This window comes from Tateyamaria sp. Alg231-49 (genome assembly GCF_900143535.1).
Classification (GTDB): Bacteria; Pseudomonadota; Alphaproteobacteria; order Rhodobacterales; family Rhodobacteraceae; genus Tateyamaria.
In genome coordinates this window covers 1-21,869 of sequence record NZ_FRFA01000016.1, presented here as the reverse complement: position 1 = coordinate 21,869, position 21,869 = coordinate 1, and the positions used below count along the sequence as shown (strand labels likewise).

Sequence of the window (21,869 nt, the reverse complement as noted above, 5' to 3'; positions counted from 1 at the left end):
GTAAACTTTACCTTACAATTCTAGCGCCGCGCATCTTCCCATTGCAAGGCATATGTGTCAGGATAACTTGACATATCTTAGGAATCTATGCCCATGACGCAGGTCGTCAGCCTCAGCTTCTTCCGATTTGGATCGTTTCGATCCCGCCTTTGGGCATTCTCAATGATGGGCCTTGCACGCGGGGCGATCAAACGCACTCCCGACATCGGATTTTGGAAGCTGTGCGGCTCTGGTTCGGGCGAAGGCTTCACCCCGATCCCAAACACCGCCGTTTACGCGATCCTTGCCACGTTCCCCGACGCCGCAACCGCGCAAGCCGCGCAAGACACTGCGATCTTCCAGAATTACCGCGCCCACGCGGTCGAGGATTGGACGGTCTTCATGGCCGTCGACACCACACGCGGCTCATGGTCCGGCCAGACCCCGTTTCTTGCCACCGCGCAAAACACCAATGGCCCACTTGCCGCCTTGACCCGTGCGACGATCAAGCCCAGCATCTTGACTAAGTTCTGGCGCCGTGTGCCCAACATTTCAGCCGTGATTGGCCGCGATCCCAACGTCGTTTTCAAAATCGGCATTGGCGAAGTGCCATGGCTGCACCAAGTGACCTTTTCGATCTGGCCCGACGCCACCGCCATGCATAATTTCGCCCACACTGGGCCCCACGCCGAAGCGATCAAAGCCGTCCGCGCCGATGGCTGGTTTCACGAAGAGCTTTACGCCCGTTTCGCGCTGCTGTCCGACACGGGCACATGGGGCGGCGCGTCGCCGCTACAACAATTGGACACCGCATGAAGCTTCCATTCCCCTTCTCCGCCATCGTCGGCCAAGAGCAGATGAAACAGGCGATGATCCTCACAGCCATCGACCCGTCCATCGGCGGCGTTCTGGTGTTTGGTGAACGTGGCACCGGCAAGTCCACCGCTGTGCGCGCGCTTGCCGGTCTTCTGCCGCCAATTAGTGTCGTCAAAGACTGCCCAGTGAACTGCGCGCAGCCTGAAGATTGCCCCGATTGGGCGCAGATCAACGACATCACGACCCACGACGTACCCACCCCCGTCATCGACCTGCCCCTTGGCGCATCCGAGGATCGCGTGACAGGTGCTTTGGATATTGAAAAGGCTCTAACAAAAGGCGAAAAGGCGTTTCAGCCAGGTCTATTCGCCCAAGCGAACCGTGGATATTTATACATAGACGAGGTGAACTTGCTTGAAGATCACATCGTTGATCTGCTTTTGGACGTCGCCCAATCCGGTGAAAACGTGGTGGAACGCGAAGGCCTGTCCATCCGTCACCCCGCCCGTTTTGTGCTGGTGGGTTCAGGCAACCCCGAAGAAGGTGAATTGCGCCCACAACTGCTGGATCGCTTTGGTTTGTCGGTCGATGTGGTGTCACCCACCGACATCGACGACCGCGTTGACGTGATCAAGCGCCGCGATGCTTATGACAACGATCACAGCGCCTTTATGCTGCGCTGGCAGGCCGAAGATGCCGCCTTGCGTGACCGCATCGTGACGGCGCGCCAAACGCTCAAAGATCTCAAGACGCCGGACAGTGCTTTACGGACAGTTGCCGCGTTATGTATTAACCTGGGTTCCGACGGTTTGCGCGGTGAATTGACCCTACTTAAGGCGGCACGTGCCTATGCCGCCTTCCGCGACGACACGGTGTTAACCACATCACACATTCGCGCCACAGCCGCCGTTGCCCTGCGTCACCGCCTGCGCCGCGATCCGCTGGACGAAGCCGGATCAGGCGCGCGCGTCGACCGCATCGTAGCCGAGACTTTGGACGCTTAACCATGACCCCGTGGCAACGTGCGACCCTTGCTCTGACCTTGCTGGCGATCAACCCGCGCGCTTTGGGTGGTCTTGTCGTCCGCGCCCGCAGCGGCGCTGCGCGCGACGCGCTACTGAAAGCCGCGACCAACCTGCCAATTCCGTCCGTCCGCCTGCACCCGCATATGACGGCCCAAGTTCTTGACGGCGATATCGACCTGTCTTCGACCCTTTCGGGCGGCACGTTAGTCATGCAACGCGGCCTGCTGGATCGCCCGCCTTCGTTGTTCATCCTGCCCATGGCTGAACGCGTTGATCCATACATGTCCACGCGTCTTGGCCAAGCCCTTGATGCCGGTCACAGCCACGCGCTTCTTGCCCTCGACGAAGGCGCCGAAGAGACCGAGGCACTGCCTCCTGCCCTATCGGACCGCAGCGCATTTCACGTCACCCTCGGCGAAGTGGCGATCTCGGATATCACACAGATCACGCTGCCGGATAATCTTGATGACCTGCGCCGCACAGCGCGCAAAATCAGCGTTACGCCCGCGATCCTTTCTGATTTGGTGACACTCGCCGTCAGCCTTGGCATTTCCAGCCTGCGCGCGCCGACATTCGCCCTGAACGCAGCCCAAGCGCACGCAGCTTTGTACGAACGCGACACCGTCACCACAGGCGACGTGACCATCGCCACAGCCCTAGTCTATGCGCATCGCGCCACGCAGATACCGCAAGACGATACCCCCGACGACACACCGCCTGACGCGCCACAAAACAGCATACCCCAAGACCACCCGCTGTCGATACCGCAAGACATTTTGCTGGATGCAATCAAAGCGGCATTGCCCCCTGACCTACTATCAAACCTCGATGCAAAGGCCAAAAAGCGCACAATAGGGTCTGGTTCCGGCGCAAAGCGCACCGGTAATCGCCGTGGCAAGCCCCTGCCCGCCCGCCAAGGCCCCAAGGCCAGCGCCGCCCGCGTTGATCTGGTTGCCACCTTGCGCGCAGCGATCCCGTGGCAGACCTTGCGCAAGCGCGCGCAGCCCGACCGCACAGGCCCGGTTTTTCAGCAATCCGACCTGCGGCACAAACGCTATCAATCCCTGTCGGACCGCTTGTTGATCTTTACCGTCGATGCCTCCGGCTCTGCTGCGATGGCGCGACTGGCCGAGGCGAAAGGCGCTGTCGAATTACTATTGTCCGAAGCCTACGCCCGCCGCGACCACGTCGCCCTGATCGCCTTTCGCGGCACAGACGCCGACCTGATCCTGCCGCCCACACGGTCCTTAGTCCAAACCAAAAAGCGCCTTGCAGCCTTGCCCGGCGGCGGCGGCACGCCGCTTGCCTCTGGCCTGACGGCCGCGCTGACACTGGCGCAGACGACACATCAAAAAGGCCTAACACCGACAATCGTTTTGCTGACAGATGGCCGCGCAAATGTTGCTCTTGACGGCACTGGAAACCGCGCGCTTGCCGCAACCGACGCACAACAGATTGCGACCCAAATCGCCTCTAATAGGGTCGAATCTATCGTCATTGACACCACGATCCGCCCTGAAAAAGCGTTACGCCACCTCGCGCAGATCATGGACGCCACCTATGTGCCGCTGCCGCGCGCAGATGCCAAGGGCGTGTCTGCGGCGATCACCACTGCTTTGGCGTAGCACAGCATGGACTGGGCCAAAAACAGCGCCACTTGGCCCCACGCGCAGCATTCGCGTTTTGTCCTTTGCAAACCCCATCGCTGGCATATCCAAGACATCGGCCAAGGCCCGCTGATCTTGCTGATCCACGGCGCAGGCGGCGCGACGCACAGCTGGCAACACCTGATCCCGATCCTGTCGCAAACACACCGCATCGTGGCAGTTGACTTACCCGGCCAAGGCTTCACCCAGCTGGGCGCGCAACGCCGCTGCGGGCTGAATCACATGGCCGAAGATATCGCCGCCTTGTGCCATGCCGAAGACCTGCACCCCAGCGCCATCATCGGCCATTCCGCAGGTGCCGCCATCGCGCTGCGCATGGCCGAACTGATGCCTACCCCGCAAGTCATCGGCATCAACGCCGCCCTTGATACGTTCCAAGGCATCGCAGGCGTGCTGTTTCCCATGTTTGCCAAAACAATCGCTGCCCTGCCCTTTGCCGCCCATGTGTTCAGCGCCACCGCATCAAATAACCAAGGCGTCGCACGGATCATTCAAGGCACAGGATCCACGCTGCCTCCTGCCGATCTTAATCTCTATCGTCGTTTGGTTGGCAGCCCAAAGCATGTCCAAGCGACACTGCAAATGATGGCGCAATGGCAGCTTGAACCGCTGCTGGCGCGGCTGCCACATCACCCGACCCGCACTCTTCTGATCGCGGCTGAAAATGATGGCGCGGTCCCGCCAATCACATCGACAAATGCCGCGAAAATCATGCCGCACGCGCAGGTCACCATGATCCCAAAATTGGGCCACCTCGCCCATGAAGAGGACCCAAACGCTATCGCGCCACACATCCTGAACGCGCTGCTGGCGCAAGCAACATCGTAAAAGGCACATCACAATGACCGACACGTTTGAAACCGAAAAAGGGAGGAGGTGGGATTCAAACTAGCGGTACGCTTCGCCTTGCACGTAGCCAAAACTCAGCGCCTGCGCCTTTGTCGCTCTCGTCGCTCAATAGAAAGTGGATGTTCCCGACCAAGCGCGCGATAGACGCCGGTACCTTTTGACCAATTCAGAAACTGGCTGAAGCTATCGACCTGATCATCGTTTCGACCACGCGGGAACGACTGCAGCTCTCGTTTGAAGGCTGGCAGCCAAAGGGCATCCGATGGTAAAAACACTTTGCCTTCTTCAACCGGCGCGCAGGCCGACTGAAACCGCGTTTCTTTGTCCTTGTCCGGACGTACACGCTCGTATTGGCGACGATCGTCTCGGAATAATTCGTCAAACAGAGGTTTGCCCGTCGCCGCGTCTTCGATCAAAACTTGTTCAGGGTCCCACCTCTCGACGAGAGCAAGCGCCTTAGCCTTGAGTGCGGGATAATCCAGTTGACCCTTCCAGACATCAAGCAAGTACCAATTGTTTTCGCGGAATCCCCATGTCGTACAGACAGAAAAAGCAGCCGACGGATTAGCGGACATACCCGTGTCCCAGCTTTGGATCACTGCCTGATACCAACACCTGTCCTCTACCTTGTCATAAGTCCCAAACCACTCCCATCGCAGCGGCGAGCCGTCAGGCGCGATTGGGTTCTGCTGGTATTGACAGTTAAAAGTGGCTGAGCCCATTTCGCGCCGCATGCGATCAAGTGTCTCCTGGTCCAGCCGGGTTGGAGACAGAAGATCGCCGGGTTGGCGGCAGTGGACCCTACCCTGCCCAATCGCCACAACTTCTTCCTCCTCGGCAATCGCCGGAAGATTGAGATGCCGGTAGGTTTCCTTGTCGAGCAGATAACCCGGTGGATCCATTTCATGCAGTCGTTGCGCCACCATTACCACACGGCCTTCCGAGGGATTGTCAAAGCGAGACAATAACGTTCGCTCGATAAACTCCTGCGCTTTGAGAAGCTCAGCTTCAGAACTGGCATCGCCGGCCTTCATCAAGTCGTCAATGATGATGTAATCCGCGCCATGACCGGTCACAGCGCTGCCAATAGACACCGCCTTTCGGCCGCCGCCCTTGGTTGTCTTTATCTCTTCAGAGGTATTGCCTTTCTTCGCCAGGCGCGTTTCAGGGAACATTTCCTGATACCAGGGCGTCTCAATCACTTTGCGACAATCCTCAGAGTGCTTGCGTGCCAGATCGAGTCCATAGCTTGCCACTATGATTTTGGCGTTCGGATGGTGCCCAAGCAAATACGCAATATAGGCCACTGCGACAGTGACAGACTTCAGGCAGCGCGGTGGGATGTTGATTACCAACCGCTTGTTTTCGCCTGTTCTGACGTTGTCGAGTTCATGGCACATCGCGCGGACATGCCAGGCCGGTTCAAACTTATCATCCTTGCCCTGATGGAGCGTATCAAAGACTTTCCAAACAAAGGGGAAAAAGTTGTTGCGACATACTTCAATAGAAGCGAGGTGGATCATTTCTGGGTCATGGTTAGTCATGTTGTTTCTCCTTATGACTGGGGCTGGAGTCGTCGCCATCTTCATGGGACTGTGAGAGAAAATCCCGCAGGATTTCAAAGTCGACCGGCGCCGGCTGGCGTCCGGTCTCTGCATCATCGGCATCACCCTGAGCGGTCACGCATCCGAAGAGATCTGGGTCGAGGCGGATAAGGGCCAGAATGGGTGCGTAAGACCAATTCGAACCAGTCTCAGTTTACCGCAGAACGCGTGAACTTATCCGGAACAAAGCTGACGCCACTCGGAGAGAGCGGCGCTTCGGTTTAGTTTGAAATTGTCTCGTGAGTAGAGGTGGCGCTCCTGGTTGAAGTGGTTGTGGACCGAAGAATGGACTGCGGCGAACTTCTGTAAACATCGCATTTGCCTAAAGCGGAGCATGGCGCGTTCTCGTCGTCGAAAAGGCAGGTGAGAATTCTCCGCCCTATTGTTCACCCAGCGGCCCGTTTCCTGTTTGGTTACGTTACCTATGTCCTTCATCGCAGCGCCGTAGGATCGGAGTTTGTCCGTAACGATGATTTCAGGCTGGCCATAGCGCTTCATTGATTTCCTGAGGAATTTCAACGCTGCTTTACGATCTCGCCGCTTCGTAACGTAGGATTCCAGCACTTCACCTTCGTGATCAACGGCCCGCCAAAGGTAATGCGTCTCACCGTTGATCTTCACAAACACCTCGTCCAAATGCCACTGCCAGATCGAATAAGATCGCATCCGACTGACACGGTTTCTTCGGATCTCAGCCGCGAACATCGGGCCAAATCTGTTCCACCAGAACCGAACTGTTTCGTGGCTGACGTCGATGCCACGTTCGTGCAGAAGATCTTCGACGTTGCGGAGTGAGAGCGGGAACCGGACATACAGCATCACCGCCAGGCGGATGATCTAAGGGCTGGTTTTGAAGTAGCGAAATGGGTTGGGTTTTGTCATCCCACGAAGCTACAAAACCGCCCTGCCCGCCTCAACCGAAATCTTTCTGACAAAACCTCTCGGTTTGATTTCGCCTTGTTGGAACTTAGTCTTTCAACTTAATATATGTGTTCGCTCAGGTCAGACGAAAGAATCGAATGGATACTGTCGCACCAAAACATGAGCATTTTAGTCGCGCTCAAGATTCAGAGCCGGGGTCGCGCGTTCTTGTGGGTTTTCTCTCCGTGGGAATCAACGCGCTGACGTTGGCGCTTCCTCTGGCTCTCCTTCAAGTCTACGACAGGATTTTGCCGAACCAGTCGACCGGGTCGGCCATCGTCATATTCTCGGCGGTTGTCGTCGCGTTGGTGTTTTCAGGATTGCTCCGATACGTCAGGTCTGGCATCTTTGCGCGGTGGTCGGCACTGGAAGAGTACAGGCTTTGGTCTCGAACCGCCCGACAACTGCTTAAAGGTTATCACAGCCGCGAGGACGCACTTCTCCTCGCCGCCGCGCCCGCAAAGGCGCGGGATGTGAATGTCGGTCAAACGATGCTGGCCCGGTTCGATGCGCCTTTCTCAATCATCTTCCTTGCACTCATTGCGTATCTCGGCGGAATCGTTGTCGCCGCGCCCTTACTGGTCGCTGCCGTCTCAGTGATCGCATTCCTCGTGGTCGCGTCGCGGAATCGATCCGCCCTAGAGCAGGAACTGCTAGCGGGCGCGCGGTACGAGGCGGGTGTCACCGCGCTAGCGAACACATCCTCGAACACTACGACCCTGGCCAGTCTCGGCTCTGCATTTGCCCGTTTGACCCACAGTCGCAGCGCTCAGTCAAAGGCAAACAGAACGACGCAGAACATCAGCAGCTTCCAGTTGGACCTTTTGCAGAGTGGCGCGCTGATCTCGACCGTCGGTGTTGTCTGGTTGGGCGCCGGAGAGGTGCTCGCAGGACAGATGACGACTGGCGGCCTTGCAGCCTGCACGTTGCTGGGCTCCCGGGCGGCATCCCAGCTTGTCGGCGTTGCGGCGACGGGCCTGCGTGCCCAGCCCGCGGCCGTTGCGGCGAAGAAATCGACGGCGATCCTTGAATCCAGTGGAGAGAGCGTCCGTCAGCCGTCACACCGGACGACTGAGTACCTGAATTCGACTGGCGGGGGCATTTGGGTGCTGGAAGCATCTTCACATCAGACAGCGTCCGAAAAGCTTGAAGCCATAGTCAATCAGTTGCCCCGCGACATGCCGGATCCGGAAGCGGTTCGGATCGTGTCTGCCCGACCACGGCTTTTGACAGGTCGACTGATGAATTGCCTGTCCCGTCTGGATAAGAAACTCGAGCCCAAAGCGCTGACCCTGTCGCGCGAGATCGGTCTGGACAGCCTAGTTTGCCGGCTTCCCCACGGGTACGACACGGAGCTTGCATCTTCCGGCAGACCTCTGCCGGATGGCGGTGCCAAGCGCGCCGCTATCGTCCAAGCATTCACGGGCAGGCCGGGGTTGGTCATTCTCGAAGCGCCTGAAGCGTCCCTCGATGTCGATGCCGTGAAGAAGCTATCGGGGTTCCTTCTGTCCCACTCGGACGAAGTTAAGATCCTTGTGCAGACGTCGTCGGAGGATCTCCGCGACGGCCTGAAAGATGCCGCGCGTCTCGAAAACCCAAGTAATTGGATCGAGGGGGTCGAATGATGTCTGATGCCGCCGGCTTCCTCGAATCCGTTCTAAAATATCTCGACGGGCGCCACTCCGATAAGGCCGTAGAGGCGGCATTCGGGGGGTTCTCATCATCGCTGTCCGACATGGCACGCGCCAGCAACCTGATCGGGGTGCACGCGTCCATACATAAGGGCATACCTGCATCCTGGAGAGACGGTCATGATGGCGCCCTGATTGCGAAAGACGGCACCAACTGGATAGGCGTCGCAAGGCGGGACGGCGATCTCGTTGCGTTCCCGGAGAACGACGAGACAGGGCTACTCCACCTGCCGGCGGGGCCGCTCCTCTATCTGCGCATGCTTCCCGAAACCGAAGCATCCAAGGTCACCTACGCCAATATCTCGTCCCGCGCGCGAGGCGCATTCGTGCATGTCGCATGGCAATCCCTGGTCATCAACCTCTGCGCGCTGGCGGTGCCTTTCTTCACCATGGCCGTGTATGACAAGGTTTTGGGGGGCGGCGCCGCCCATTCGCTTCCGGCCCTGTTGTCAGGCGCAGTGATCGTTCTAGTCACGATGCTGGCAATGCGGCGTGTTCGGTCCGGACTTGCTTCCACGGAATACGCCTCGCTTTCGGGGCAGATCTCGACATTGTTGGCCGGCAAGGCACTCCGTTCGCCGGCTTCAAACGTTGCGGGGAACTCTGGAAGTACGATTGTCGCGAAGGTGCGGCAGGGCGAGCGTGCCGCCGACCTGTTCGCCTCCCCTAATATTGCAGCGATCTATGATGCGCCATTTATCCTGCTGACCTTTGCCGCCCTGGTGATCGTCGGCGGGGGCATGGCGATCATTCCCGCGATCTACCTCGTGCTGTTTTTCGGCTTCGGCTTGTTGATAAACGCCGGAACCGGCGGCAGGGACCCGTTTGCCGTCCGCCAGTCCCAGCGACGCACGCAGATGATCGGGGAACTGGTCGATGCCAACGGCGCCATTCAGCGCGCCGGGCTAGGCGAGAAATGGCTTCAACGGTTCGACGCTACCTTGCGCTCGAGCGCGCGCGACACACACCGATCCATGACCCGAACCGGGTCGCAGTCGGCAATCGCAACGACGCTCGGATCCGGCACTGCGCTCGTGACCCTGGTCGTCGGGATCGACCTCGCGCTGAAAGGCCACTTGTCGCCCGGCACGCTGATCGGGACCATGTTGCTCACCTGGCGCATCACCGGCCCGGCGCAATCGCTGTTCCTAGCGATCCCGCGCCTAAAGGCAATCCGCAACGGCTGGACCTCTCTTGAGACCCAGCTCCGGGCGCCCACGGTAGGCCAGGAATCCCATCTCCAGATCGCACTCGAACCCGAAGCTCCCGCCGTGGCCGCACAGGGTCTGTTCTACCGTCATGAAGCCGGTCAGCCGCCCGCCCTCACCGGCGTTACATTCGATGTGGCCCCCGGCGGCGTCGTCGTCATCATGGGGCCGAACGGGTCGGGCAAGTCCACTTTGCTACAGCTCGTCGCCGGGCATCTCCGCCCACAAACTGGGCATCTGACTCTGAACGGGCGCCAGATGTCCCAGTACGATCCCGACGAGATCGATGCTCGCTGCGCTTATGTCGGTGGCGACAAAAGCGTTTGGCTGGAGCAAGGCAGAACAAGGCCCGGCGTCGGGTTTTCCGCGGAAGCCAAGGTGGAACGCGCAGCCTGGTCCGCGATCACGGAACTTGACAGCAGGTTCTTCGTTCTCGACGATCCGCTACCCGCGAATGGCAAAGATGCCTTGAACGAGATCGGGAAGTTCATCGACGAAACGCGAGGCAAGGCTACTATCTTCCTTGCGACCCACGACACGGAACTCGCGGCGCACGCCGATATCGCCATCGTACTGGACGCCGGAAATGTCGTCTATTGCGGACCTGTTCAGACAGAAAAGCCAGAGGCAGAAGCTTTGACGGAGGAGAAGAGAGATGGGTGAAAATCGCGGAGATCAACCTTTCGACCTGTACGACACGTCGACCTTCGTCTGGACGCGCCGGGCGGCAATCGTCGTTCTGCTCGGCCTAACCGCGTTGGTGATCTGGATGGTCTACACGCCTGTCGACGAGATATCCAAGGCGCGTGGGGAAGTTGAACCCATCGCCCAGGTGAAGCGGGTCGAAAGCCGGCATGGCGGCCAGTTGGCCGAATTGCTGGTCACGCGCGGTCAAGTGGTGGAAGCGGACCAAATCGTGGCTGTGTTGGATCAGGCGGAAGCGCAATCGGCGCTTCGGGCCGCCGAAGCGCGCATTGCAGGACTGTCCCTTGAGATCGAACGCCTCCTCGCGCTTGCGGAGGGGCGGGAGCCGGATTTCTCGGCCCATGCCGAGGACTTCAACGATCTCGTGGAACGCGAAACGGCTGCGCTTGCGGCAACGCGTGCCTTCATCCGCGCCGAACGCTCGGTGATCGGGTCGCAGATCGAGGAAAAGCGTGCCGAGATCGCAGCCATTGATGAGGAACGCCCCCAGCTCATTCAACAGATCGCCGTCGCCGAGGAGGAGCGCGCCGTTCAAGAGGACCTGATGAATCGCGGCCTGAGCGCACGTGCGAAGCTCGCGGAACTGCGAGAGCAGGAGGCACAGTATCGTTTTGACCTTGCCCAACTCGCCGGCCGTCGAACCATCGCCGAGGCTGAGGTGGCCGAGCTTCAGGCGTCGCTGACCAAGGTCGAACTGGACGAGTTTGCCAAGGCGAGAAGCCGGATTGCAGAAGCAGATTCCCAGAGGCGCGCCTTGCAGGCCGAAGCAGCGGGCCTGGAGAGCCGTGTCGCGGAGACGGAGATCCGGTCACCCATTGCCGGAGTGATTCAGTCCATCCCCGACGACACGATCGGCGATGTCATTGATCCCGGCGGCATGGTCGTCACCATCGTTCCCGCCGACGGCGGCTATCGTTTCAGCGGTCGCTTGTCGCCGCGCGATGTCGGCTTCGTCTCGGTGGGGCAACCCGTTCGGTTGAAAATCGACAGCTTCGATTACAGCCGTTTCGGCGCATTGCCGGGCACCGTCGAGGAAGTTTCGCCGACAACAGCAGTCGATGAGCGTGGTACAGCGTTCTACGAAGTCCTTGTGCAGCTGGACAGCGACCATTTCCGCGATGCCGAGGACGGCCTCACATTGATCGCCGGAATGACCGGCGAGGCCGATATCAAGACCGGCGCTAAGACCGTGTTCCAATATGTCTGGAAACCCATCTACACCAATCTCGACCTAGCGTTGACCGAGCGGTGAGGAGAGACGTGATGTCCGATCAGAACCCGAGAAAGCCCCAGACCTCCCGCGCCACTGCGGATCAAAGAGACGAGTTGTCCGAAGAGGTTTTTGCCTGGGTTGTGTCCGACACGAGTGAACTTCCGGAGGTTCAGACCGAAGGCTCCCATGCCGCGCCGGATGGCAGAGCGCGAGACAGCGGAGGTTATGGCAACCGGCAGTTGATGGTCTCGGCGTCGGCCCTGGCACGCCACATGGGTGCCGAGCTTTCCGAATTGCATTCCCAACCGGGTCGTCCCGGGGCGGAACCCGGTTCCGACTGGTTGGCCTCGTCCGGCCTTGCACCACTGCCCCAGGCCCATCCACGCGGCTCGGGCGCCGGCCATCCCGGCTTCACTCATGCCCTGCCCGGCATGGGTACAGGTCAGAATGTTGGGTACGCGATCATTCCGAACGTGTCACCGGGCAGCGGCGGTCACGCGTCGGGACAATTGCCGAGCCATATCGTGTCGAGCAACCAGCCCAGCGGGCCTGCTATCGCCGGGCTCATCCCCGGCGGTAAGGAAGGTAGCCCGGTTCCAGTTCTAATTTCGGTGACTAATGGCAACAACACACCCGGCGGATCGACCGTGACCATCGCTGGGTTGCCGCCTGGAACGATCATGAACCTGGGACATGCTGGCCCAGGCGGTACATGGATCCTCGGTCCCGGCACCGATCTGAAAAACCTGACCATGACGCCCCCAACCGACTGGTTTGGATCAGGGCATCTGACGGCGACCGTCGTGGATCCAAACGGTCACTCGGCACAGATTCAGATGCCGTTCAATGTTTTGCCACAGCCCGACGCTGCAAGGATCTCCGGAACCGACACCGGAACAACCTCCGAGGACCGTGTTCTGACAGTTTCCGGCGGGTTGACGATCGTCGACCCGGATCCGGGCGAGGCGCATTTTCAGGCCTCGACATTGAGAGGAAATTTCGGTCGCCTACAGATCGATCAATCGGGTCATTGGACCTACACGCTCGATAACACCTCTCCCTCGGTTCAGGCGCTGATCTCGAGGCAGACCGAGCGTGAAACCTTTACGATCCACAGCGTGGACGGAACGAGCCACCAACTGGTCGTGAACGTGATGGGCACCGACGACAAGGCCACGATCGCCGGTACGGCGGTCGGCGCGGTGACCGAGGACAAGCTGACCTCGACCGGCGGCAAGCTCGACGTGACCGACCCGGATGCGGGGCAGGATCAGTTCGTGCCGCAGACCGGCGCGGCCGGCGCCCATGGCAGCTTCACCGTGCAGCCCGACGGCACCTGGAGCTACGCGCTCGACAATGGCCAGCCGGCAGTGCAGGCGCTGAAGACAGGCGACCAGATCACCGACACCCTGACCGTCTCCACCATCGACGGCACCACCAAGCAGATCACCGTCTCCATCAACGGCACCGACGACAAGGCCACGATCGGTGGCGTTGATACCGGCGATGTGACCGAAAACACGGCTGGGGTGGACATGTCGCCTGACTACGCGCAGCCAGGTTTGGCCACACTCCAGAGGTCCGTACTCTATGCGGACGGCAAATTAACGATCCTCGATCCCGATGCCGGTGAAGCGGAGTTTGACACGGTTCGACCGGGCATAAATTATCACGGAACCTATGGCGACCTGTACCTGAAAGCCAATGGGGAATGGCACTATTACGGTGATGCCGGTCATCTGGCAGACGCTGGTGCTCGGCCGACCACGCGCGGCACGGCGATCGACCAGCTGGGCGAGGGGCAGACGCTGACCGACACGATCACGGTGCATTCCAAGGACGGCACGCCGCATGACATCGTGATCACGATCCATGGCAGCAACGACCGGCCCTATTGCTCGGCGGAGGTCGTACTGCGCCCCGGCACCGAGGACACGCGTCAGACGCTCACCACCACGCAGCTGCTCGCGAACACCGTCGATGTCGATGCCAACGATGCCGGCAAGCTGAGCATCGAGAACCTGCACCCCGATCACGGCTCGATCCGCGACAATGGCGACGGCACCTTCACCTTCACGCCCGAGACGGATTACAGCGGCACGGTCCACTTCACCTATGACGTGAAGGACGCGCATGGCGGCGTGACCCATACCGGCGCCACCACAACGCTAGCCGCCGTCGGCGACGCGGCGGTGATCACCGGGACGGATACCGGCACGGCCACCGAGGACAAGAACCTGAAATACGGCCGCATCGTCGTGAGCGGCGACCTCGACGTGACCGATCCGGACGGTGCGGCGCAGGAGCATTTCCAGTTCAGCCAGTTCGGTGAACACGCGATCTCGGACCCGTTTGGCGGCAGCCTGCATATCAGCTCGGCGGGGATGTGGAGCTATGTCACCGACAACAGCAATGCCGCCATCCAGCAGCTGGCCGCGGGCGAGGTTGGCCATGCTACCTACCGGGTGGCCTCTGCCGACGGCACGACGCACCAGATCCAGATCACGATCCACGGCACGAATGACGCGCCGGTTCTGAGTGCTGCGACGGCCTCGGCGACGGAGGACGGCAGCCGGGTGACGGGGCAGATGTCGGCGACAGATGCCGATACCGGCGACACGCAGGCCTATTCGCTGGGCCAGGCGGCGCCGGCGGGCTTCACGCTGAACGGCGACGGCTCCTGGAGCTTCGATCCGACCGACGCAGCCTACCAGCAGCTCGCCGCGGGCGCGACGCAGCAGCTCACCATCCCGGTGACCGTCACCGACAAGACCGGCGCCACAGATACCGAGAACCTCGTCATCACGGTGACAGGCTCCAATGACGGCCCCGCCGTCAGCGGCCCGGTCACGCTGCCGGGTGGCACCGAGGACAAGCCGGTACAGATCACCGCGGCGCAGCTTCTCGAGCATGCGACCGATATCGACACGGGCGATGCGCTCTCGGTCACTGGCCTCAGCGCCAGCCACGGCAAGATCAGCGGCGACGCCGCCCACGGCTTCACCTTCACGCCGGACCCGAACTACAACGGCCCGGTCAGCCTGAGCTACACTGTCACCGACGGCCATGGCGGGACAGTCACGCAGACTGCGTCTCTGACTTTGGCCGCCGTGGGTGATGCCGCGGTGATCGGCGGTGTGGACACTGGTAGTGTGACCGAGGACCGCATTAGCGGGATGCAGTGGCTTCAGACCAGTGGTAGACTGACCGTTACGGATCCCGATAGCGGCGAGGCCGTATTTGTCGGTGCTCCGATGCGTGTATCCTATCCAACCAGTTTGGGAGGGAACTCTTCACTGGCGATCGCCCCCGATGGCCACTGGGTTTACGATGGCGACAACGACAATCCACGTGTTCAGGCTTTGAAGCAGGGAGACACTCTGGTCGACACGGTGATCGTTCAGACCAAGGACGGTACAACGCACCAGATCCAGATCACCATTCATGGGACAAATGACGCGCCGGTACTGAGTGCGGCGACAGCGTCTGCGACCGAGGATGGCAGCGCGGTCTCAGGCCAGATGTCAGCGACGGACGTTGATAGCGGCGATACGCAGAAATTCACACTGGGTCAGGCAGCGCCTGCCGGCTTCACGCTGAACGGCGATGGCTCCTGGAGCTTCGATCCGACCGACGCAGCCTACCAGCAGCTCGCCGCGGGCGCGACGCAGCAGCTCACCATCCCGGTGACCGTCACCGACAAGACCGGCGCCACAGATACCGAGAACCTCGTCATCACGGTGACAGGCTCCAATGACGGCCCCGCCGTCAGCGGCCCGGTCACGCTGCCGGGTGGCACCGAGGACAAGCCGGTACAGATCACCGCGGCGCAGCTTCTTGAACATGCGACCGATATCGACACGGGCGACACGCTCTCGGTCACCGGCCTCAGCGCGAGCCATGGCAGCATCTCTGGCGCCGCGGCCACCGGCTTCACCTTCACACCGGACCCGAACTACAACGGACCTGTCGCCCTGAGCTATCAGGTCACGGATGGGCATGGTGGAACGGTTGCACAAACGGCCGCTCTGACGCTGGCCGCGACCGGCGATGCGGCGGTGATTGGCGGTGTGGATACCGGGAGCGTGACCGAAGGAACCGCAGGTCAGGATATGTCACCTGATTATGCCCAACCCGGCATGGCTCATCTTCGAATGGCGACGCTGAAAGTCGACGGACAGTTGACCATAATCGATCCTGACGCAGGGGAAGCCGAGTTTGACGGCAAAGGAATTGGTTTCAATTATCAAGGCCAGTTCGGTGATCTTCTTCTGAACCCTGATGGGTCCTGGCATTATAATGCGGACGCCGGTGGCTTGCGGTTTGTCGGTGGACGGCCCACTACGCGAGGCACTGCGATTGACCAGTTGGGCGACGGTGAGACGCTGACCGACACGATCACGGTACACTCCAAGGACGGTACCCCCCATGACATCGTGATCACGATCCATGGCAGCAATGACCGGCCCTATTGCTCGTCCGAGGTCGTTTTGCGCCCTGGCACCGAGGACACGCGCCAGACGCTTACCTCTGCGCAGTTGCTCGGGAACACGGTCGACGTGGATGCCAACGATGCCGGCAAGCTGGCCATTGCCAACCTGCATCCGGATCACGGTTCTATCCTGGACAACAAGGACGGTACCTACACATTCACGCCAGAGAAGGACTACAACGGCACGGTCCACTTCACCTATGACGTCAAAGATGCCCATGGTGGGGTGACGCATACAGGCGCGACGACGACCCTGGCCGCAGTCGGTGATGCTGCTGTGATCACAGGTGTAGGAGCATCGCTAAAAGAAGATGTTGGAGTTGGAACCGGTGTAGGCGACCATGGATTGCTGAGCGCTTATGGCCAATTTCATGTCACTGATCCGGATGGTGCCGCTGAATCCCAGTTTCCCAATATGGGGTTCCAAACCTACACCGGATCTTTGGGGGGCAGCCTTCAGGTCAATCCGGATGGGCAGTACATCTACCACCTCGCCAACACTATCGTTGACCATCTTAAAACAGGCGAAGAAGCAAAGGATAGCTTTGTCATTCACAGTGTAGATGGCACAACTCATCCAGTTGATTTCACCATCGCTGGCACGAATGACGCACCTGTCGTCTATCGCAATCTCGTAACCAAGTTCGAGGGCGAAAAGGTCTTCAACGGCCATATAGCTGCTGGTGATTTGGATCACGATGATTCAGCGTCATTGACCTTCACAAGCAATGCGCCCGTTGCGGGCTTCCACCTGAATAACAATGGAAGTTACAGCTTTGATCCATCAAACGCCGCATATAGCCACCTTAACAATGGTGACCATACGATAATTTCGATACCCATTACGGTCACGGATTCGGATGGGCTGAACAGTACAGGAAGCCTGAGAGTTCAGTTGCTTGGAAGGAACGATGCTCCGGTTTTGGCCTCTGCGTCGGCTTCGGCGACTGAGGATGGCAATGCAGTCACTGGGCAAATGTCGGCGACGGACGTCGATGGCAGTTCTTTTGCGCAACAGTATTCGCTTGGCCAAACAGCACCCGCGGGGTTCACGCTGAACGCGGACGGATCCTGGAATTTTGATCCGACCGACGCCGCCTACCAGCACCTCGCAGCCGGCGCGACGCAGCAGGTGACGATTCCGGTCACGGTAACAGACAAGCAAGGCGCGACCGACACCGAGAGCCTCGTCATCACCGTCACCGGCACCAATGATGGTCCAGCCGTACAAACGGGAGATCTTGGAGCCACGCAGCCGGGAGCAGGCAAGACCTTGTCTGCAGCAGACTTGTTGGCGGCAGTTCATGCGACCGATGTCGACACTGGCGACCAGTTATCGATTTCGAATGTACAGGTGGATCCTCAATACGGGAGCTTCCATCAATCCGGCAGCAACTGGGTCTTTACACCGACAACTGGCGCAAGCCAAACCGACGTTCCAGTGACGATCTCAGTCACTGACGGCCATTCAACTAGTTCGACGACGGCGACACTCGACGTCACAGCTGCCCCCACCCCACCCACCGCCACGCAGGTGCATGGTTCCGGGACGACGCACCTGTCGGGTACTCTGACCGGCGGAACTGGTGGTTGGTCGATCGACAACGGGCACGGTGGTGCACTGTCCTTGCAAGGACAGTATGGCACACTGACTATCGACCCAAAGACGGGGCATTTCGAATACGATTACCGGGCGCAATCCGCGGTAATCAAGAGCGGTGGCGGGGGTATGCCATCCGGTCATCACACCGATACGTTCCATATACTTCAACACGGAACGCATACCTCGGACGCAGATGTGCAGGTCAACATTAATGTGCAAAGTGTGCATGGCAACAGTGGTCATCATGTGGATCACACGACCCTGATCGGTATTGATATTGTACCGACAACACCACCGCAACACGACGCCCCGAGTAACGATGAACCGATTTTCGAAGTCACTCTTGACGACGATGCTCAAGGCCCGTCCGCCGCCGGGCTCGGATTGACCGGCGAAATGGACGTGTCCCTCGCCACAAGAGCGGACAGCGCGGACGATCCCGCTGGACACGATAACAGAGGCTTCGAGCCCTCCAACGAGCATCTTGGCGAGAACCCACCTCCTACCCATCACATTGACCCGGTTAACCACTATCTTGATGCAGTTGGAGCCAGTCTGCATTCCGACGCTCCAGATCAGCCACAGGATGCCGAACAGGCCAATCCTTACACCGAGGCGCTCGGGGTTGATGCTGACATCCCGACCGACGCACCTATGTTGGATCCATCGATGCTGGATGATCCCGCGACTGCCACGGATCTGAATTCAGGCAGCGCGACCAGCGATGAAGGGATCGAACTCCCACCTGATGAACCGCTTGTTTCATTACCGGAGGAGGACGACCCTTCAGCCAACTCAGGTTAGGGTGCTGTCAGACGAATTCGAACCAGTTTCAGTTTTCCTCAGAATACGTGAACCTATCCGGAACAAAGCTGACGCCACTCGGAGAGAGCGGCGCTTCGGTTAAGCTTGAAATTGTCTCGTGAGTAAAGGTGGCGTTCCTGATTGAAGTGGTTCTGGACCGAAGACTGGACGGATGCGAATTTCTGCAAACATCGCATTTGTCTAAAGCGGAGCATCGCCCGTTCTCGTCGTCGAAACGGCAGGTGAGAATTCTCAGCACGATTGTTCAGCCAGCGGCCAGTTTCCTGCTTGTCGGCATTGCCAATATCTTTCATCGCCGCGCCGTAGGATCGGAGTTTTTCGGTCACCAGTATATGAGGGCGACCGCGGCGCTTCTTTGATTTCTTCAGGAATTTCAATGCTGCCTTGCGATCCCGTGTCTTCGTGACGACGCTTTCCAGAACCTCGCCTTCATGATCAACGGCACGCCAAAAATAATGCTGCTCGCCACTGATCTTCACAAAAACCTCGTCCAAATGCCATTGCCAGTTTGAATACGACCGCATCTGCTGGACGCGTTTCCGGCGGATCTCAGTGGCAAACATCGGGCCAAATCTATTCCACCAGTACCGCACCGTTTCGTGGCTGAGGTCGATGCCGCGCTCGTGCAGCAGGTCCTCGACGTTTCGGAGCGAAAGTGGAAAGCAAACGTTCATCATAACAGTCAGGCGAATGATCTCCGGGTTGCTGTGAAAGTACTTGAAGGGGTCTTTTTTCATCATATGCAGAAGCTACGGAACAGCCCTGCCCGTCTCAACCAAAATCCTTCTGACAACACCCATGCTGGGGCTCAGAGTGTCGTAGAAGGTGATTGGGCCTGTCTAGTCCACGCGCCGCCAGCTCGGGTCAAGGGCGTACAGTTCTTTGACAGTTCCGGCACCGTGAGCCGCGCCATATAGAACAAGGACACTTCCTGATGCACTATTGATGGCCTCCGCCAAATGCTGGTTTCGCCGGTCGATTGTGACACTGGTAATCTGCATGACATCCGCGGTTGGCATGACGAATTCCCCAATTGGCATAGTCAGGTTTTCATCGCTGATCTCGAGCGGCCCAACTAGTCTCTCATAGGCATCAGCAAGTTCTGCCGGCGTTAGGTCGACGTTGACATCCCTGCCTCCTGGAAAACCTAGGAATTTCGAGTTGTCTTGAGCCACCAAGCCACCAGATACATTCTCTGCATAGAAAGCCGGTGAGGGAAGAAAGCCGAGCATAGCCCGGACCCTGCGCTTGTTTTCAAGGGTCACGTCATCGAAGTCGATGAATTCGTAGAAAAGGTCCATTCCTTGCGCTTTGAGCTGTTTCACTTCGCCCGCCACGGCTTCATAGAACGCAGGCTCAGCTTGGTGGATCATAGGAATGAAGTGGAGAGACCGAGATCCGTTCGCGAACGTGAATACTCTCGCACTGGTCGCCGATCCATCCACGTAGAACTGTTCCTCGGTGAGCGCGTCTATGTCGCCTTCTGGCCCTTCGGGCAGGGTTCCGGACTTGATGTGCTGAGACGCACCCGCCAATACTGCCCAAACGACCACAGCTAAAGTTGCAACACAGGTTCTCAAAAACATCACACGTTGCTCCTTTGGCCCGTGGCATCAGCCCGAGTATTGGCAGACAGCCTGTATTCGGAAGAGATCATGGAAAGCTAATCCAAAATGGGCCGCGTCTCAAGCAGCGGGAGGGAATGAATGGGGTTAGTGATGGGCCAAGCTGAAGAACGAGAAGCTGTTCGTTTGGGTGATTATCTGCGCCCCTATCTCTGCGATAATTGTCTTCATCGCGGACCTGCCTGCAGGACACCGTTCTCATCTATGTCGCCGTAAAGAGCTGACTCTGCCAACCAAGACAGGCCAGCGAGAACCATAGCTATTAAGCCCGCGATGCGAAGTTTAAATTCCATGATGATCTTTCCATTTTGCATTGGGTTTCGGCATTGGTTACCTAAAAATGGGAGCAGCTATTGGTCAGTTCGTGCTCTGCGTGAGCAGTCATTCCAGTTTTTCTGCCTGCATTCTGGAAAGCACCAAGATGACGCTAGCACCTTGGATCGCATCAGCGATCTGGACAGAATTGCTCAGTTGGTCTCCATCTCTGTGAGCGTAAATATTGCCGAAATGTACGGCAACGTTATCTACGTCGCACGTCAAAGTCTCGCAGGCTTGTTTGAGGGCCAGATGCCTCAATCATACCTTGCATGATCAGATGCTGAAGCCTCCCAGATAAGAACACATCACCCAACAAGTTGTGTTCGTCGCATCGCCCCATGGCCGTACCGACAACGCGCGCAGCAGGTGTCCAGTTTGTTGCACAGCATGATAAAAGTAGACTGTCATAGAGATTGTCGGAAACATCGACAATCTTGCCTGCTTCCCATTTACGCAGTGTAGCACCACTGTCTCGCAGGCGCAGAAAATCAGAATAAAGCGTTGCTCTTGTGACCGGGTCTACCGCTTCGCGTTGATCAAAAAGGCTCGCCAGTAAAGCCGGAGTTTGCGGACCTATATACGGCAGTGACTTTAAGCCAGTCGTTCCAACTCGGGTCACCGAACCTTTGAAAAGGCGCAGGCCATGACATGCCATCTCCAAAAACGTCCGCTCTGATGCATTCTCACCCGCCCATATGCAAACTTCTGGCGTGAGATCCTGCGTCAAATGGGCTGAGATCCGGTCGAAATCGACTAGTGAAGGAAACGGATTGTCAGGCAACTGGCCATAGTTTTGGAAAAGCTTTCTGAAATATGCTGCCCGCGCTTGCTTGTCGTTCAACGAACCATGGCTCAGATCATCATCGAACACATGCACACGGCCCATCAGGCCGCAATTCGCAACCGCCGCGCGCAGACATCCGCCGGCACTTCCTCCCAAAACCAGATGTAGGTATGCGGGCTGTGACATTGGTTACCTTTGGCTTGAGAACGCGGGTTGTGTTTTCTGTCTGACGTCAGCGCTTATGGGTCCAAATAGGGCAAATTGCTAAGAGAGTGTTCTTGGCTCATCGTAACCACCGAGGAGTGGAAGATGAGACAGACCAATGGAACACGCAAAAGCTCAGGCGAGAAGATCGTCAAAGACATCAAACGAGCGACCCGCAAGCATTACTCGTCCGAAGAGAAGATCAGGATCGTCCTGGACGGTCTGAGGGGCGAGGACAGCATAGCTGAGCTGTGTCGTCGTGAGGGTATCTCTCAAGGCATCTATTACAAATGGTCCAAGGACTTCATGGAAGCGGGCAAGAAGCGGCTGGAAGGCGACA

Annotated in this window: 14 protein-coding genes; 9 read left to right on the top strand and 5 right to left on the bottom strand. The window is 58.7% G+C overall.

Annotated features, from left to right (window positions below; all coding sequences use genetic code 11):
• Positions 1 to 93: 93 nt before the first annotated feature.
• The 4 genes from crtA to bchO are packed head-to-tail and all read left to right on the top strand — an operon-like array spanning position 94 to position 4,315.
• A complete protein-coding gene (gene crtA, locus DHN60_RS18115) occupies positions 94 to 795 on the top strand; it encodes a spheroidene monooxygenase (RefSeq protein WP_108838785.1) in 702 nt (233 codons plus the stop codon).
• The gene (gene bchI, locus DHN60_RS18110; RefSeq protein ID WP_108838731.1) at positions 792 to 1,799 is read left to right on the top strand and encodes a magnesium chelatase ATPase subunit I; all 1,008 of its coding nucleotides are present in this window, start codon (positions 792 to 794) and stop codon (positions 1,797 to 1,799) included. The genes crtA and bchI overlap by 4 nt, the downstream gene beginning before the upstream one ends.
• A gap of 2 nt (positions 1,800 to 1,801) precedes the next feature.
• Entirely contained in the window at positions 1,802 to 3,445 is a 1,644-nt protein-coding gene (locus DHN60_RS18105) for a magnesium chelatase subunit D (protein ID WP_108838730.1), read from the top strand.
• A 6-nt stretch (positions 3,446 to 3,451) separates the two neighbouring features.
• Positions 3,452 to 4,315 (top strand): alpha/beta fold hydrolase BchO, encoded by an 864-nt coding sequence (bchO, locus tag DHN60_RS18100; protein WP_108838729.1) that lies wholly within the window; start codon positions 3,452 to 3,454, stop codon positions 4,313 to 4,315.
• A 95-nt stretch (positions 4,316 to 4,410) separates the two neighbouring features.
• Here the strand turns inward: bchO and terL are convergent, their stop codons facing one another.
• Both terL and DHN60_RS18090 read right to left on the bottom strand, forming a co-directional pair.
• Positions 4,411 to 5,880: a phage terminase large subunit gene (gene terL, locus DHN60_RS18095; protein WP_159089287.1), complete on the bottom strand. Its 1,470-nt coding sequence runs from the start codon at positions 5,878 to 5,880 to the stop codon at positions 4,411 to 4,413.
• 234 nt (positions 5,881 to 6,114) lie between these two features.
• Positions 6,115 to 6,777 carry an IS6 family transposase gene (locus DHN60_RS18090; RefSeq protein ID WP_234423708.1) on the bottom strand — a complete coding sequence of 221 codons (663 nt, stop codon included), beginning with the start codon at positions 6,775 to 6,777 and terminating at the stop codon, positions 6,115 to 6,117.
• A 269-nt stretch (positions 6,778 to 7,046) separates the two neighbouring features.
• Here DHN60_RS18090 and DHN60_RS18085 point away from each other — a divergent pair, with 269 nt between their 5' ends.
• Genes DHN60_RS18085 through DHN60_RS18070 form a run of 4 tightly spaced genes read left to right on the top strand, consistent with a single transcriptional unit; the run spans position 7,047 to position 18,577 of the window.
• Positions 7,047 to 8,486, top strand: a complete 1,440-nt coding sequence (locus DHN60_RS18085) for a hypothetical protein (protein ID WP_159089286.1) — start codon at positions 7,047 to 7,049, stop codon at positions 8,484 to 8,486.
• Positions 8,483 to 10,423: an ATP-binding cassette domain-containing protein gene (locus tag DHN60_RS18080; protein WP_108838726.1), complete on the top strand. Its 1,941-nt coding sequence runs from the start codon at positions 8,483 to 8,485 to the stop codon at positions 10,421 to 10,423. Before DHN60_RS18085 ends, DHN60_RS18080 begins: the two co-directional genes overlap by 4 nt.
• Positions 10,416 to 11,717, top strand: coding sequence for an HlyD family type I secretion periplasmic adaptor subunit (locus DHN60_RS18075; protein ID WP_108838725.1), 1,302 nt, complete (start codon positions 10,416 to 10,418; stop codon positions 11,715 to 11,717). Before DHN60_RS18080 ends, DHN60_RS18075 begins: the two co-directional genes overlap by 8 nt.
• Before the next feature lie 11 nt (positions 11,718 to 11,728).
• On the top strand, positions 11,729 to 18,577 hold the full coding sequence (locus DHN60_RS18070) for a VCBS domain-containing protein (protein ID WP_108838724.1): 6,849 nt from the start codon (positions 11,729 to 11,731) through the stop codon (positions 18,575 to 18,577).
• A gap of 53 nt (positions 18,578 to 18,630) precedes the next feature.
• On the opposite strand, the gene DHN60_RS18065 is transcribed toward DHN60_RS18070, so the two are convergent.
• From DHN60_RS18065 to DHN60_RS18055, 3 genes are all read right to left on the bottom strand, one after another.
• Positions 18,631 to 19,338 carry an IS6 family transposase gene (locus tag DHN60_RS18065; protein WP_108838723.1) on the bottom strand — a complete coding sequence of 236 codons (708 nt, stop codon included), beginning with the start codon at positions 19,336 to 19,338 and terminating at the stop codon, positions 18,631 to 18,633.
• 99 nt (positions 19,339 to 19,437) lie between these two features.
• Complete coding sequence (locus DHN60_RS18060) at positions 19,438 to 20,184, bottom strand: hypothetical protein (RefSeq protein ID WP_159089285.1); 747 nt, start codon at positions 20,182 to 20,184, stop codon at positions 19,438 to 19,440.
• 559 nt (positions 20,185 to 20,743) lie between these two features.
• A complete protein-coding gene (locus DHN60_RS18055) occupies positions 20,744 to 21,511 on the bottom strand; it encodes a DUF3658 domain-containing protein (RefSeq protein WP_108838721.1) in 768 nt (255 codons plus the stop codon).
• A 123-nt stretch (positions 21,512 to 21,634) separates the two neighbouring features.
• On the opposite strand from DHN60_RS18055, the gene DHN60_RS18050 reads away from it, so the two are divergent.
• Positions 21,635 to 21,869, top strand: a 235-nt coding sequence (locus tag DHN60_RS18050) for a transposase (RefSeq protein ID WP_159089284.1), incomplete at its 3' end; no start/stop codon positions are given.